The sequence below is a fragment of the Stenotrophomonas sp. STK17_22 genome (genome assembly GCF_051983905.1).
GTDB classification, from domain to species: Bacteria; Pseudomonadota; Gammaproteobacteria; order Xanthomonadales; family Xanthomonadaceae; genus Stenotrophomonas; species Stenotrophomonas maltophilia_A.
On record NZ_CP197010.1, the window covers coordinates 382,501 to 397,847 of the forward strand.

A 15,347-nucleotide genomic window follows, 5' to 3' on the forward strand; every position below is an offset into this window, starting at 1 on the left:
TTGCAAACTCCGAATACCGAGACGGACTGTATGGGAGACACACGGCGGGTGCTAACGTCCGTCGTGAAAAGGGAAACAACCCAGACCCACAGCTAAGGTCCCAAATTTTGTGCTAAGTGGAAAACCATGTGGAAAGGCACAGACAGCCAGGAGGTTGGCTTAGAAGCAGCCACCCTTTAAAGAAAGCGTAATAGCTCACTGGTCGAGTCGGTCTGCGGGGAAGATTTAACGGGGCTAAGCACAGAACCGAAGCTTGGGGTGCATAACTTTGTTATGCGCGGTAGAGGAGCGTTCCGTAAGCCGTTGAAGGTGGATTGAGAAGTCTGCTGGAGGTATCGGAAGTGCGAATGCTGACATGAGTAACGATAATGCGGGTGAAAAACCCGCACGCCGAAAGCCCAAGGTTTCCTTGCGCAACGTTAATCGGCGCAGGGTGAGTCGGCCCCTAAGGCGAGGACGAAAGTCGTAGTCGATGGGAAGCAGGTTAATATTCCTGCACCTCGCGTAAGTGCGATGGAGGGACGGAGAAGGTTAGGTGTACCAGGCGTTGGTTGTCCTGGGGAAAGGCGGTAGGTTTGGATCTTTGGCAAATCCGGGATCCTCTAAGACCGAGCACCGAGACGAGCCTTTAAGGCGAAGTCACTGATACCACGCTTCCAGGAAAAGCTCCTAAGCTTCAGCTTACGCAGACCGTACCGTAAACCGACACAGGTGGGTAGGATGAGAATTCTCAGGCGCTTGAGAGAACTCGGGTGAAGGAACTAGGCAACATGGCACCGTAACTTCGGGAGAAGGTGCACCCTTTTTGGTGGCTCGTGCGAGCTATAGCTGAAGAGGGTCGCAGTAACCAGGCCGCTGCGACTGTTTATCAAAAACACAGCACTCTGCAAACACGAAAGTGGACGTATAGGGTGTGACGCCTGCCCGGTGCTGGAAGGTTAATTGATGGGGTCAGCCGCAAGGCGAAGCTCTTGATCGAAGCCCCAGTAAACGGCGGCCGTAACTATAACGGTCCTAAGGTAGCGAAATTCCTTGTCGGGTAAGTTCCGACCTGCACGAATGGCGTAACGACAGCGGCGCTGTCTCCACCCGAGACTCAGTGAAATTGAAATCGCTGTGAAGATGCAGCGTTCCCGTGGCAAGACGGAAAGACCCCGTGAACCTTTACTATAGCTTTACACTGAACGTTGAGTTCGTCTGTGTAGGATAGGTGGGAGGCTATGAAACTGTGGCGCTAGCTGCAGTGGAGCCATCCTTGAAATACCACCCTGTCGTGCTTGACGTTCTAACCTGGGCCCATTATCTGGGTCGGGGACCGTGTATGGTGGGTAGTTTGACTGGGGCGGTCTCCTCCTAAAGAGTAACGGAGGAGCTCGAAGGTACGCTCAGCGCGGTCGGACATCGCGCACTGTGTGCAAAGGCATAAGCGTGCTTGACTGCAAGATCGACGGATCAAGCAGGTAGGAAACTAGGACTTAGTGATCCGGTGGTTCTGTATGGAAGGGCCATCGCTCAACGGATAAAAGGTACTCCGGGGATAACAGGCTGATACCGCCCAAGAGTTCATATCGACGGCGGTGTTTGGCACCTCGATGTCGGCTCATCACATCCTGGGGCTGTAGTCGGTCCCAAGGGTATGGCTGTTCGCCATTTAAAGTGGTACGCGAGCTGGGTTCAGAACGTCGTGAGACAGTTCGGTCCCTATCTGCCATGGGCGTTGGAGATTTGAGAGGGGCTGCTCCTAGTACGAGAGGACCGGAGTGGACGAACCTCTGGTGTTCCGGTTGTCACGCCAGTGGCATTGCCGGGTAGCTATGTTCGGAAGCGATAACCGCTGAAAGCATCTAAGCGGGAAGCGCGCCTCAAGATGAGATCTCCCGGGGCACAAGCCCCCTGAAGGAACCATGTAGACTACGTGGTTGATAGGTCAGGTGTGTAAGTACAGCAATGTATTGAGCTAACTGATACTAATGATCCGAGAGGCTTGACCATATAACCTCAAGTTGCCTTGGCTTTACGACAACGTCGTAAGAGCATCCAAGTGCACGCTACGTCACAAGAACTACGAGAGGCAGGCGCCTTATCCAGTTGTATCGGATGGCGACGCTCCAACCGCCTCCCTGGTGAAATTAGCGCTGTGGAACCACCCGATCCCATCCCGAACTCGGAAGTGAAACGCAGCTGCGCCGATGGTAGTGTGGCTCAAGCCATGCGAGAGTAGGTCATCGCCAGGGTTTATACCCGAGAACCCCGCTGCATGCGCAGCGGGGTTTTTCTTATTAAGTGAAGGCACTGCATTTTCCGGGTACCTTCCGCCCCAAGGGCAAGATCGCGAAGCTGGCGCTGCAAGCGCTGCTGCAACCGTCTCCCTGGTGAAATTAGCGCTGTGGAACCACCCGATCCCATCCCGAACTCGGAAGTGAAACGCAGCTGCGCCGATGGTAGTGTGGCTCAAGCCATGCGAGAGTAGGTCATCGCCAGGGTTTACACCCAAAACCCCGCTGCTCGCGCAGCGGGGTTTTTCTTTGTGCGCGCGAAATGCGGGTAGTGCCGGCCGATGGCCGGCACTGCCGTGGCTGCACAGCGGCCGGTAGATCCACGCCATGCGTGGATGGCTGTCCCTGCGAAGAGCGGTGCCGCCCCCCGGCAGCAGGTCCAGACAGTGCGCGTCGCTGTGATTGCCGGCCAGCGGCCGGCACTACCGGTAGATCCACGCCATGCGTGGAGGCCCTCTGCGAGGAACCATGGCGCCAACCAAGGTTGGCAGCTACCAACAGCAGGCCCACACAGCGATCGTTTGCCGGCCAGCGGCCGGCACTACAAGTAGATCCACGCCATGCGTGGATGCTCTCTGCATGGAACCACGGCGCCAACCAAGGTTGGCATCTACAACTGCAGGGCGCGATCACACACAAAAAAGCGGCGCCCTTGCGGGCGCCGCCTTGGCTTGCTTCAGTACTCAGTCGAGCAAGCTCGACGTTACTTCGCCGCAGCCGGGGCCTTGTCCTTCATCATCGCGTCGCGGGCTGCCTTGAACGGGTTGCCTTCGTACCAGTTCGGCCAACGATCACCACCGGCCAGCTCCTTGCCGACACCGTACATCAGCTGCAGGTCTTCGACGGTGCCGTCCAGCTTCCAGGTGGCCGCATCGAACTCGTCCTTCGGGCCGTGGTAGCGGTTGGCGCCGTAGTCGGCTGCAGCCTTGCGGCCCGCGTCCACGCCACCCTCGCGCAGGTCTTCGCCGCCATCGGCGTACAGGGCCGGCACACCGGCCTTGGCGAAGTTGAAGTGATCGGAACGGAAGTAGAAGCCGCTCTGCACCGAGGTCTCACCGTGCAGGGTACGGTCCTGGGCCGCGGCCAGCGGCTTGAGGATGTCTTCCAGCTCCGAGCTGCCGAAGCCGGTGACGGTAACGTCCTTGGCACGGCCGGCCACCGACATCGCGTCGATGTTGATCACGCCGGCGATCTTGTCCAGCGGGAAGGTCGGATGGGCAACGTAGTACTTCGAACCCAGCAGGCCGGATTCTTCCAGGGTCACCGCCAGGAACACCACCGAACGTTCCGGCTTCGGCTCCTGGTGGGCCATTGCTTCGGCCACTTCGAGAATGCCGGCCACGCCGGTCGCGTTGTCGACCGCGCCGTTGTAGATGTTGTCGCCGGTCTCGCCCTCGTGCTTGCCCAGGTGATCCCAGTGCGCCATGTACAGCACGGCCTCGTCGGCACGCTTGCTGCCCGGCAGCACGCCCACCACGTTGCGCGACTGCTTCTGCGCGATCTGGCTCTTCAGATCGACTGCAGCGGTGGCCTTCAGCGGCACCGGCTTGAAGCCGCGCTTGCTGGCGTCCTTGTAGGCCTGCGCCAGGTCCAGGCCGGCACCGGCGAACAGCGCCTTGGCAGCGTCGGCACTCAGCCAGCCCTGCACCGGAATGCGGGCTTCCGGGTCATCCTTGGCCGGCAGGTCGTACTGCGGGCCTGCCCAGGAGTTCTTCACCACATCCCAGCCGTAGGAAGCGCCGGCGGTGTCGTGCACGATCAGCGCGGCAGCGGCGCCCTTTCGCGCAGCCTCCTCGAACTTGTAGGTCCAGCGCCCGTAATAGGTCATGCGCTTGCCGTCGAACAGCTTCGCGTCATCGACATGGAAGCCCGGGTCGTTGACAAACATGACGACCGTTTTGCCCTTCCAGTCCTGGCCGGCGTAGTCGTTCCACTTCTGCTCCGGCGCGTCGACGCCGTAGCCGACGAACACCAGGTCACTGGCATCGACCTTCACCTCGGCCTGGCCGGTACGGGTACCCACCACCATGTCGGTGCCGAACTTCAGCTCGGTGGTCTTGCCGCCCTGGGTGATCTTCAGCACGGTCGATTCGTCGGCCGTGGTCTCGGTCATCGGCACATCCTGGAACCAGCTGTCGCCGTTGCCGGGCTGCAGGCCGATGCGCTGCATCTGGTCGCGGATGTAGTTGACCGTCAGTTCCTCGCCCTTGCTGCCCGGGGCGCGGCCTTCGAATTCATCCGAAGCCAGCGTCTTGACCATCTCGGCGAAGTCGCCGGCGTTGATCTCCGGCGAGAACGCATGGGCCGCCGGCTTGGCAGTGGCGGTGTCGGTGGCCGGCGCGGGCGCCGGAGTGTCTTCGCCTTTGCAGGCACTGAGCGCGGCCGCAGCGGCCAGGCACAGGAGGAGTTTGCGGGGCATCGTCGATTCCTGGAAAACAAAGGGCGGCCGCACCACGTGTACGACCGGTAACAGCGAGTATCACCGAACCGATGGGCGCGGTGTGCTCAGTCCGCCGGAGCGGTTTCGGTGTCGAACGGGATCGGCTCGGCGCCGGTGACCGGGCCGATGCGGGCCGTGCGGTGCACGTACAGCACCACCTCGCGTTCGAACTGCAACGGGCCGTCCACCACGGCATTCGGACCGATGATCACGCGCGGCTTGCGGCTGGCGGTCAGCGAGACGCTGAAGTTCGGCTTGCGCACGTGCACACCGCCCTTGACCTGCGAACCGATGCCCACGGTGATGTCACCGTTGACGGTTTCCACGTCGTTGCCGACGCGGCTTTCGACCAGCCCGATGCCACCGTTCACGGTTTCAACGCCGCCTTCGATCTGGCTGCCGCGATCGCTGAAGATGCTGCCGTTGACGGTGCTGACGCTGCCGTGGGCGATCACTTCGCGGCCCAGGCGTACGCCGCCGTTGACCGTTTCGATCTTGCCGGTGCGCGCGCGATCGGCGACCTTGACCCCGCCGTTGACGGTGTCGATGCTGCCGGTCTCGACACCTTCGCCGACACGGATGCCGCCGTTGACGGTGTCCAGCTTGCCGTAGCGCTGGCCGGGTTCGGCGCTGATGCTGCCGTTGACCTTGCTGATGTTTTCCTGCGCTGCCACTGGCCCGGTGACCAGCAGTACGCCCAACAGCAGCGGAATGGAGAGAGCTTTCATGGGGACCTCGATGGATGTGCGGCTGGCAGGCCGCGTGCGGAGATGTCACCATTCCCCGGTACCCCCTGCAACTGCCTGAAGTCACTGGAAAGCCCTTGCGCAACAACGCCTTCCCATCACGCCGACATCACATCGCCGCTGCTCGCGGCGGGCGCTGCCTGCTGTTGGGGCTGGCCCTGGCACTGGCGTTGCCGCTGCCGGGTGCCGCGCAGACCACGCGCGAGACCGAGCGCAAGCTGCAGAAGCTGCGCAGTGAGCTGAAGGGCGTGGCGCAGGAGCGCCGGCAGATCGAAGGCCAGCGTGGCCAGGCCTCGCAGCAGCTGCGCGAGGCAGATGAGAAGGTGGCCCGCACCGGCCGTGCGCTTGCGCAGACCGAGACCGCGCTGCGCGAGCAGGGAAGGGCCCTGGCCGAGGCCGAACAACGCCGCAGCACGCTGCAGGTCAACCTCGCCCAGCAGCATCGCGAGCTGGCCGGCCTGCTGCGTGCGGCCTACCAGCTGGGCAACCACGCACCATTGAAGCTGCTGCTGTCGCAGGACACGGTGGCCGATGCCAATCGCGCCCTGGCCTACCACCGCTACCTGCAGCGTGAGCGGGCCCAGCGCATCACCACGCTGACCGCCGACCTGAAGGAACTGGAAGCGCTGCAGGCGCAGATTGCCGAGCGCAAGCAGAAGCTGCAGGGGGCGCAGCAGGACCAGAAGCAGCAGGCAGCGGCGCTGGAAGCCGACCGCCGCGATCGTGCAAAGACCGTGGCCTCGCTGGACGAGCGCTTCAAGGACCAGCGCGAGAAGGAACAGGCGCTGGGCCAGGACGCCAAGGCGCTGGAAACACTGCTGGCCAATCTGCGTGCGGCCGCCGCCCGTGCCGAGGCCGAGCGTCGCGCGGCTGCGCGCCGTGCGGCAGCGGAGAAGGCCGCTGCCGAACGTGCCGCACGCCAGGCCGCGGCACAGGGACGGCCGCCACCGCCCACCAAGGTTCCGCCGGCGGTGGCTTCCGCACCGGCGCCGAAGGTGGGGGGCCTGGGTTGGCCGTTGTCCGGCAACCTGCTGGCCCGCTACGGCGGCAAGCTGCCTGACGGGCGTACCAGCAGCGGCGTGCTGATCGGCGCACCGGCCGGCAGCACCGTCACCGCTGTGGCCGACGGTACCGTGGTGTTCTCCGACTGGATGACCGGCTACGGCATGATCCTGATCGTCGACCACGGCAATGGCTACATGAGCCTGTACGCCCACAACGACACCCTGCTCAAGGACGCCGGTGCACGGGTCAGCCGTGGCGATGCGGTGGCCAAGGTCGGCAACTCGGGGGGCCAAGGGGTCACCGCGCTGTACTTCGAGCTGCGTCGTGGCGGGCAACCGGTGAATCCGGACAGCTGGCTGCAGCGGCGCTGAATCCCGGCTCGCCATGAGCGGGCTGGATTCAACGGGAATTTAGCTGTGCTTCGCGCATAATCGGTGCATGTGCCTTGGGCACCATGCCACCGTCGACAGGAGTGATCCATGCGCGCAGCCCGTACCGCCACCCTCTTGCTGGCCCTGTTGCCAGCGCTGTCCTGGGCGCAGCAGACCGCGCCCGCCCCGAGCCAGGAAACCGGCGGGCAGGCAGCGAGCAGCGAGGAGGCGGTGACCTCGAAGGTGCCGCTGGAGGACATCCGCCGCTTCGTGGCCGTCTACAACGCAGTGCGGGCCGCCTACGTCGATCCGGTCGATGACAAGAAGCTGATGCAGGCAGCGGTGCGTGGCCTGCTGCTCGACCTCGACCCGCACAGCACCTACTTCAACAAGGAAGACGCGCAGGCCTTCGACGAACAGGCCAGCGGTGCCTACGAAGGCATCGGCGTTGAGCTGCAGCAGCAGCCAGACAACGCCAGCATGAAGGTGATCTCGCCGATCGACGACACGCCGGCGGCCAAGGCCGGCATCCTCGCCGGTGACCTGATCATCGCCATCGACGGCAAGCCGATCAGCGCGATCGATGCCAGCGAACCGCTGCGCGGCCCGGCCGGCAGCAAGGTGGTGCTGACCATCGTGCGCGAAGGCAAGCCCAAGCCGTTCGATGTCAGCCTCACCCGCCAGACCATCCGCGTGACCAGCGTGCGCAGCCGCCTGCTGGAACCGGGCTATGGCTACATCCGCCTGAGCACCTTCCAGGCCGACACCGGTTCGGACTTCCAGAAGCACGTGCAGCAGCTGCAGAAGCAGTCCGGTGGCCAGCTCAAGGGCCTGGTGCTGGACCTGCGCAGCAACCCGGGTGGCCTGCTGACCGCTGCCGTGCAGGTGGCCGACGACCTGCTCGACAAGGGCAACATCGTCAGTACCCGCGGTCGCATCAGCATCAGCGATGCACGTTTCGATGCAACGCCGGGCGACCTGCTGAAGGGCGCACCGGTGGTGGTGCTGGTCGACGCCGGTTCGGCCAGTGCCTCGGAAGTGCTGGCCGGCGCACTGCGCGACAACAAGCGCGCCCGCGTGGTTGGCAGCCGCACCTTCGGCAAGGGCTCGGTGCAGACCGTGCTGCCGCTGGACAACGGTGACTCGGTGAAGCTGACCACCGCGCGTTATTACACGCCCAGCGGCAAGTCGATCCAGGCCACGGGCATCGTGCCGGAGGTCGAACTGAAGCCGGCCGCTACGCCGGCCGAGGATGCACTGCCGGCCAGCCTGAGCGATTACAGCGAAGCGACCCTGCCGGGCCATCTGCGCGGTGACGACGAGGGCACCGAGGGCTATCACGCCGGTGCGGTACTGCCGGGCGATGGCCCGATCAACGACGCGCTGGCCGAGCTGAAGAACCCGGGTTCGGTGGCTGCACGCTTGAAGGCCGAAGCGACGAAAGTGGATGCGGCCAAGGCTGCGAAGGCCGCTGCCGCGAAGCCGGAGGCGAAGGTAGAAGCGAAGCCGGAAGCGAAGCCGGAAGCGAAGCCCATTCCGGTCCCGGCCAAGCCCTGAGGGTAGCGCCGGGCTGTGCCTGGCGGACACCCTGCTCATGCAGAAGGCGACGCGGCCGAGGCGTCGCCCGATAGAATCGGCCCATGGACGATTCGAACCTGGCGACTACGATCAGCCAACTCCTTGGCCGTGATCCGCTGCCACCTGACCGGGCCGCCACCCTGCTGGAATCCCTGGCGGTCCGCCATGGAATCGATCCGCGCTTTGTCTATTGGTGGGCAGGCAAAGCGACGTCTGATCAGACGATCCAATACGACAGCAGCGATGAAGGCCTTTCCTGCCTGGCTGAACTGCTGGCGGAAGTGAACGGTGAAATGTGCCTGGTAGCGTCAGATGAGCGCGCATTGCCGTGGCCGATCTGGACTCTGCAGGCAAGTGAACTGATTCCTTTGCTCGGCGAGTTGCCGTTCTTTGAGTACTTCGTGGTGCTGGATGACGGCGCTACGCTGCTGTTCGATACCCACCACAACACGTTGGTGGTCAGTCGCGAGTGACGCATTCGGCGTCATCGCGGACGGAGCAGATCCATATCGATGAAGGAGTCGAGCACGCTCGACGCCACGAACGAGCGGGTGCGCGTGGAGCCGGCCAGCGGCCGGCACTACCAGGGGTCAGAAGCCGTGGCGCTTGCGCAGGCGGCGGGCGATGGCCGCCCGCACGTAGACCCCGTACACCACGCCGAACACGAAGCCGCCGATGTGCGCCCACCAGGCGACCATGCCGAAGCTTGGGCCGATATGGGCGAACACCACCTGCAGGGCGGCCCAGACGCCGATCAGCAGGTAGGCCGGGGCGCGCACGAACTCCAGGAACAGGCCGAGCGGAATGACCACGCCCAGCCGGGCGCCCGGGAACAGGGCCAGATAGGCGCCGATCAGTGCGGACACCGCGCCGCTGGCACCGATGATGATCTGGTCCGGGCTGCCCATGGTGTAGATCGCTACCAGGTTGGACACCGCACCGCCGACCAGGAACAGCAGCAGCAGCCGCCACGGCCCCAGCACCCGCTCGGCGGGCAGGCCGAAGATCAGCAGGAACACCAGGTTGCCCAGCAGATGTGACCAGTCCGCGTGCAGGAACAGAGCCGTGAACAGCCGCAGCACGCTGCCGTCCTGCAGGGTCGCCCACCAGTCCAGCGGGTGGGTCAGGCCGGTGGACAGGGCGCCCCAGTCCAGCCAGAGGCTGCCCCGGGCGTCGTCCGGACGCGAGATCGACCACAGGAACGCCAGCCACAGTGCCGCAAACAGCACGGGCGTGGCCCAGCGCAGGGCCGCCTTCTTGCGCGACGGGAGGGAGACGAACATGGGCAATAGCCTAGCGTGCGGGCGCTTACGGCGGGGATTGTCCTGTTCAGCTTCTGGGACGAAAAAAGCGCCTGCGCTGTTATTGTTTCATTAACAGCTCTGGGTAATACTCGCATACGGCGTCGTATGTCGGGAGGGGAATCCGGCGCGCTCCGAAGGGCCCCAAGGCCTGCCGGGCGCAGGCGCACTCAGAGCACCATCACCGCTTACCGGAGAGAGAACTACGATGCAAACCGCTTCCACCATTGCCCGTCTGACCCTGCTGGCCGTCGGCGTTGCCGGTGCGCTGGCCGCCGCCGACGCCAACGCTGCTGCCTTCCAGCTGAAGGAAAACAGCGCCAAGGGCCTCGGCCGCGCGTTCGCCGGTTCCGGCAGCGCCGAAGGCGACGCCTCCATCATCGCCGTCAACCCGGCCGGCATGCGCCAGCTGGAAGGCACGATGGTCCAGGGCGACCTGAGCGCCATCAGCTTCAAGGCCGAGTTCAAGGGCCAGGGCCGCAATGCGGCAGGCCGCCCGCAGACCGGTGGTGACGGCGGCGACGCCGGCATGATCGCTCCGGTCCCGGCTGCGTACTTCCACATGCCGATCGGCGAGAAGGCCCACTTCGGTGTGTCGCTGACCGCACCGTTCGGCTTCAAGACCGAATACGACAACGGTTGGGTCGGTCGTTACAGCGGCCTGAAGACCGATCTGAAGGCCATCGACCTTGGCTTCGCCGCGTCGTATGACGTCAACCCGTACGTGTCGTTCGGCGCGTCGGTGTTCGTCGAGCACCTGACCATCGAGCTGAGCAACGCCGTCGACTACGGCAGCATCCTGGCCGGCGCCGGCGCTCCGGGCTTCGCCCCGGGCAGCGCGGATGGCACCCTGAAGATCGAGGGTGACAACAATGCCGTGGGCTGGACCGTCGGTGGCCTGTTCTCGATCGACGAGAACACCCACATCGGCCTGAGCTACCGTTCGAAGGTCGAGCACAAGATCACCGGTGGTGATGCGACCTTCAGCGGCGCCGACCGCGCACGTTCGCTGCTGACCAACTCGCCGCGTACCCGCGGCTGGTTCATGGACACCAGCGGCAAGGCCACGGTGACCATGCCGGCCTCGGCCACCCTGAGCGTGACCCACAAGGTCAACGACCGCTGGACCGTGATGGGCGACGTGACCCGTACCGCCTGGTCGACCGCCTTTGACAGCGTCACCGTCGACTACGCGTCGCCGCAGGCGGACTCGGTCCTGGAGTTCGGCTACCGTGACACCACCTTCGTGTCGCTGGGCGCCGACTACAAGCTGAGCGACACCGTCACCCTGCGCGGTGGTGTTGCACTGGACCAGACCCCGACCACCGACGCACACCGCGACGTGCGCGTGCCGGATACCAGCCGCAAGTGGCTGTCGCTGGGCGTGGGCTGGACCCCGTCGGCAAACACCGAGTACAACTTTGGCTACACCCACCTGTTCACCAGCGATCCGAACGTGAACGTGCGTGCCACCACTGCCAACCAGGGCAACTCGCTGTCGGGCAAGTACAAGGTCCGTGGCGACGTGCTGGCGGCTTCGTTCCAGTACAAGTTCTGATTCGGGCCTCGGCCTGACGCAGCACACGGAAGGCCCCGCGCAAGCGGGGCTTTCTTTTTCTGTGGCCACGGGCCATCCACGCGTGGTATGGATCTACTGAAGAGCGCAGCCAGCCACGGTGCGGATCCACGACAATAGCGCCATGAACCTGTCCGATCCGAACTTCCAGCTGGAGCTGGCTGCCAACATTGCCGTCGCCGGCTCGATCCTGCTGGCCGGCCGCAACAACGTGCACACCTGGTGGCTGGGCATCGTGGGCTGCACATTGTTCGCCGCCGTGTTCGAGCGTTCGCACCTGTACGCAGACATGGTGCTGCAGTTCTTCTTCATTGCCATCAGCGTGCTGGGCTGGTGGCAGTGGCTGCGTGGCGATCACGGTGCGCCGCTGCCGATTACCTCATTGCGACCGCGTGCATGGGCCTGGCTCGCGCCGCTGGCGGTGGTGGCCACGTTCGGCTACGGCTGGATGCTGACCCGCCTGACCAACGCCTACGCGCCCTACATCGATTCGGCGGTGCTGGTGCTGAGCGTGATCGCGCAGATCCTGATGATGCGGCGCAAGCTGGAATCGTGGTGGGTGTGGCTGTTGGTGAACACCGTGGCGGTGCCGCTGTACTACAGCCGTGGCCTGCACCTGACCTCGATCCTGTACGTGGGCTTCTGGATCAACGCGCTGGTGGCGTTGCGTCATTGGCGCGGCCTGATGCGGGTGTAGCGCCGAGCCCACGCTCGGCGCTACAGGAAAAAAGGCACAAAAAACCCCGCTTTCGCGGGGTTTTTCGTTCACCGCATGACGCAGGCGATCAGTCGCCCAGGGTCAGCAGCGAGGCGTTGCCACCGGCGGCGGTGGTATTCACCGTCACCGTCTTTTCGGTGGCAAAGCGCAGCAGGTAGTGCGGGCCGCCGGCCTTCGGGCCGGTGCCGGACAGGCCCTGGCCGCCGAACGGCTGCACGCCGACCACCGCACCGATCTGGTTGCGGTTGACGTAGACGTTGCCGACGTGGACGCCGTTGCTGATGCGGTCGACGGTCTCGTCAATACGCGAATGCACGCCCAGGGTCAGGCCGTAGCCGGTGGCGTTGATCTGGTCGATCACCGCGTCGAGCTGGTCGCCCTTCCAGCGGATCACGTGCAGGACCGGACCGAACACTTCCTTCTGCAGCTGGCCCAGGTCCTTCAGTTCGTACGCACGCGGGGCGAAGAAGGTGCCGTTGGCCGCTTCGGCGGACAGCTCGGCCGCAGCGATCAGGCGTGCTTCGCGGTCCATGCGCACGGCGTGATCCTGCAGGATCTGCAGCGCATCGGCGTCGATCACCGGACCGACGTCGGTGGACAGCAGGCCGGGGTTGCCGACCTTCAGTTCCTTCATCGCACCGGCCAGCATGGTCATCACCTTGTCGGCGATGTCGTCCTGCACGAACAGCACGCGCGCGGCCGAGCAGCGCTGGCCGGCTGAGGTGAAGGCCGAACCGATCGCGTCCTTGACCAGCTGTTCCGGCAGTGCCGAGGAGTCGGCGATGAAGGCGTTCTGGCCACCGGTCTCGGCAATCAGCACGCCGATGGCGGCATCACGCGCGGCCATCGCGCGGTTGATCGCACGGGCGGTGTCGGTGGAGCCGGTGAAGGCCACGCCGGCCACGCGCGGGTCGGCGGTCAGTGCGGCACCGACGGTGGCACCGTCGCCCGGCAGGAACTGCACCACCTCGGCCGGCACGCCGGCGTCGTGCAGCAGCTTCACCGCGTAGTAGCCGATCAGGTTGGTCTGCTCGGCCGGCTTGGCGATGACGCTGTTGCCGGCGGCCAGGGCGGCAGCGACCTGGCCCAGGAAGATCGCCAGCGGGAAGTTCCACGGGCTGATGCAGACGAACACGCCACGGCCGTGCAGTTGCAGCTCGTTGGACTCACCGGTCGGGCTCGGCAGCTTCTCGGCGTGGCTGAACTGCTCGCGCGCCTGCTTGGCGTAGTAGCGCAGGAAGTCCACCGCTTCGCGCACTTCGGCGATGCTGTCGGGCAGGCTCTTGCCGGCTTCCTTCACGCACAGCGCCATGAACTCCGGCATGCGCGCTTCCAGCTGGTCGGCGGCGTACTCGAGGATGGCGGCGCGGCTGGCGGCCGGGGTGCGGTTCCAGGCCGGCTGCGCGGCCACGGCGTTGGCCAGGGCCTTCTGCACGGTGGCGGCATCGGCGGCCAGCCACTGGCCGACCACTTCGCGGGTGTCGGCCGGGTTGGTCACCGGCAGCGCGGCGCCGGCCGGGTTCGCACCCGGCACCAGCGGGGCGGCCTGCCACGGCTTCACTGCAGCGTTGATCTGCTCGGCGAGGGCGCGCAGTTCGTTGTCGTTGGCGAGGTTGGCGCCCATGGAGTTCTTCCTGTCGTGGTTCTGGCTGCGCAGCAGGTCAACTGGCAGCGGGATCTTGGGATGCGGAATCGATTCGAACGAAGCGACCATCTCGACCGGATCGCGGATCAGGTCGGCGATCGGCACGCGTTCGTCGGTGATGCGGTTGACGAAGCTGGAGTTGGCGCCGTTTTCCAGCAGGCGGCGTACCAGGTACGGCAGCAGGTCTTCATGCGAACCGACCGGCGCATACACGCGGCAGGGCAGGTTCAAGCGGTCGGCCGGCACCACTTCGGCGTACAGGTCGTCGCCCATGCCGTGCAGCTTCTGGTGCTCGTACACGCCGCCATTGGCGATGCTGCGTACGGCCGCGATGGTGTGCGCGTTGTGCGTGGCGAACATCGGGTAGATCGCGTCGGCATGCGTGAACAGGCGCTTGGCGCAGGCCAGGTAGGAGACATCGGTGTTCTGCTTGCGGGTGAACACCGGGTAGCCCGGGTAGCCTTCGATCTGCGCGCGCTTGATCTCGGCGTCCCAGTAGGCGCCCTTGACCAGGCGCACCTGCAAGCGGCGACCGGCGCGGCGGGCCATGTCGGCCAGGTGGTCGATCGTGTACGGCGTGCGCTTCTGGTAGGCCTGCACGACCACGCCGAAGCCATCCCAGCCGGCCAGCGAGGCGTCGGAGAAGACCTGCTCGATGATGTCCAGCGACAGTTCCAGGCGGTCGGACTCTTCGGCGTCGACGGTGCAGCCGATGCCGTAGCTCTTGGCCAGTTGTGCCAGTTCCAGCACGCCCGGCACCAGGTCCTTCAGCACGCGCGCGCGCTTGGCGTGCTCGTAGCGCGGGTACAGCGCCGACAGTTTGATCGAGATGCCCGGCGCGTTGTTGACGTCGCCGTCCGGACGGCCGCCGCGTGCCTTGTGGTCGCCGCCGATGGCGTGGATCGCACGACGGTAGTCTTCCAGGTAGCGCAGCGCGTCCTTCATGGTCAGCGCGCCTTCGCCCAGCATGTCGAAGGAGTAGCGGTAGTTCGCGTTGTCGCCCTTGTGCGAGCGCGACAGCGCTTCGCTGATGGTGCGGCCCATGACGAACTGGTGGCCCATGATCTTCATCGCCTGGCGCACGGCCAGGCGCACCACCGGCTCACCGACGCGGCCGACCAGGCGCTTGAACGCGCTGGGCGCATCGGCACGGGTGGCGTCGTTCATCTGCACCAGCTTGCCAGTCAGCATCAGGCCCCAGGTGGAGGCGTTGACCAGCACCGAGTCGCTGCCGCCCAGGTGCTTTTCCCAGTCGGCATCGGCCAGCTTGTCGCGGATCAGCTTGTCGGCGGTGTCCTGGTCCGGAATGCGCAGCAGCGCCTCGGCCACGCACATCAGCAGCACGCCTTCCTCGCTGCCCAGGTCGTACTGGCGCATGAAGGCTTCGATCGCGCCCTGGTCCTTGGCACGCACGCGCACGCGGCCGACCAGGTCGGCGGCCAGCGCCTGCACCTTGGCCTGCTCTTCGGCGGGTAGGCGGGCCTGCGCCAGCAGCTCGCGCACGTGGCTGGCCTCGTCCTTCAACCAGCCATCGGTGATGGCCTGGCGGAACGGGTTGGGGGGCGCCGGCAGTTCCGGCGACAGCAGCGCGCCGGGACGCGGAGCGTCGTGGGCGGCAGGGGAGGAGGAAGGTGCGTTCATGCCGGTCCGGCCAGTGGAAAACTTGGCGATTTTAATCATTTTTGCGGGTT

Annotated in this window: 9 protein-coding genes and 3 rRNA genes (1 of these 12 running past the window's edge); 8 read left to right on the plus strand and 4 right to left on the minus strand. The window is 65.0% G+C overall.

From position 1 onward, the window contains the following. The 3 genes from ACSYS9_RS01705 to rrf (ACSYS9_RS01715) form a co-directional block, all read left to right on the plus strand. Positions 1–1,992, plus strand: a 23S ribosomal RNA gene (locus ACSYS9_RS01705) (it extends 888 nt beyond the left edge of the window). Positions 1,993–2,119: 127 nt separating this feature from the next. After that, positions 2,120–2,234: ribosomal RNA gene (gene rrf / locus ACSYS9_RS01710) — 5S ribosomal RNA — on the plus strand. Between the two features lie 134 nt (positions 2,235–2,368). Continuing rightward, positions 2,369–2,483, plus strand: a 5S ribosomal RNA gene (gene rrf / locus ACSYS9_RS01715). A gap of 496 nt (positions 2,484–2,979) precedes the next feature. Here rrf (ACSYS9_RS01715) and ACSYS9_RS01720 read toward each other — a convergent pair. Together ACSYS9_RS01720 and ACSYS9_RS01725 are read right to left on the minus strand one after the other, a co-directional pair. Beyond that, positions 2,980–4,695, minus strand: coding sequence for a M28 family metallopeptidase (locus tag ACSYS9_RS01720; protein ID WP_049401620.1), 1,716 nt, complete (start codon positions 4,693–4,695; stop codon positions 2,980–2,982). A gap of 86 nt (positions 4,696–4,781) precedes the next feature. Then, positions 4,782–5,444 carry a hypothetical protein gene (locus tag ACSYS9_RS01725; protein WP_032129713.1) on the minus strand — a complete coding sequence of 221 codons (663 nt, stop codon included), beginning with the start codon at positions 5,442–5,444 and terminating at the stop codon, positions 4,782–4,784. Positions 5,445–5,539: 95 nt separating this feature from the next. Between ACSYS9_RS01725 and ACSYS9_RS01730 the strand changes: the two genes are divergently transcribed. The 3 genes from ACSYS9_RS01730 (at position 5,540) to ACSYS9_RS01740 (ending at position 8,889) form a co-directional block, all read left to right on the plus strand. Continuing rightward, positions 5,540–6,838 carry a murein hydrolase activator EnvC family protein gene (locus tag ACSYS9_RS01730; RefSeq protein WP_049461916.1) on the plus strand — a complete coding sequence of 433 codons (1,299 nt, stop codon included), beginning with the start codon at positions 5,540–5,542 and terminating at the stop codon, positions 6,836–6,838. A 108-nt stretch (positions 6,839–6,946) separates the two neighbouring features. Next, on the plus strand, positions 6,947–8,395 hold the full coding sequence (locus ACSYS9_RS01735; protein WP_049461915.1) for a S41 family peptidase: 1,449 nt from the start codon (positions 6,947–6,949) through the stop codon (positions 8,393–8,395). A gap of 83 nt (positions 8,396–8,478) precedes the next feature. Next, the gene (locus ACSYS9_RS01740; protein WP_032129716.1) at positions 8,479–8,889 is read left to right on the plus strand and encodes a hypothetical protein; all 411 of its coding nucleotides are present in this window, start codon (positions 8,479–8,481) and stop codon (positions 8,887–8,889) included. Between the two features lie 117 nt (positions 8,890–9,006). On the opposite strand, the gene ACSYS9_RS01745 is transcribed toward ACSYS9_RS01740, so the two are convergent. Next, positions 9,007–9,699 (minus strand): rhomboid family intramembrane serine protease, encoded by a 693-nt coding sequence (locus ACSYS9_RS01745; protein ID WP_019662230.1) that lies wholly within the window; start codon positions 9,697–9,699, stop codon positions 9,007–9,009. 226 nt (positions 9,700–9,925) lie between these two features. On the opposite strand from ACSYS9_RS01745, the gene ACSYS9_RS01750 reads away from it, so the two are divergent. Together ACSYS9_RS01750 and pnuC are read left to right on the plus strand one after the other, a co-directional pair. Then, entirely contained in the window at positions 9,926–11,275 is a 1,350-nt protein-coding gene (locus tag ACSYS9_RS01750) for an outer membrane protein transport protein (protein WP_032129717.1), read from the plus strand. 142 nt (positions 11,276–11,417) lie between these two features. Continuing rightward, complete coding sequence (gene pnuC, locus ACSYS9_RS01755; RefSeq protein WP_049461913.1) at positions 11,418–11,990, plus strand: nicotinamide riboside transporter PnuC; 573 nt, start codon at positions 11,418–11,420, stop codon at positions 11,988–11,990. Between the two features lie 88 nt (positions 11,991–12,078). On the opposite strand, the gene putA is transcribed toward pnuC, so the two are convergent. Further along, the gene (gene putA, locus ACSYS9_RS01760; protein WP_071227445.1) at positions 12,079–15,297 is read right to left on the minus strand and encodes a bifunctional proline dehydrogenase/L-glutamate gamma-semialdehyde dehydrogenase PutA; all 3,219 of its coding nucleotides are present in this window, start codon (positions 15,295–15,297) and stop codon (positions 12,079–12,081) included. Between the last annotated feature and the right edge of the window lie 50 nt (positions 15,298–15,347).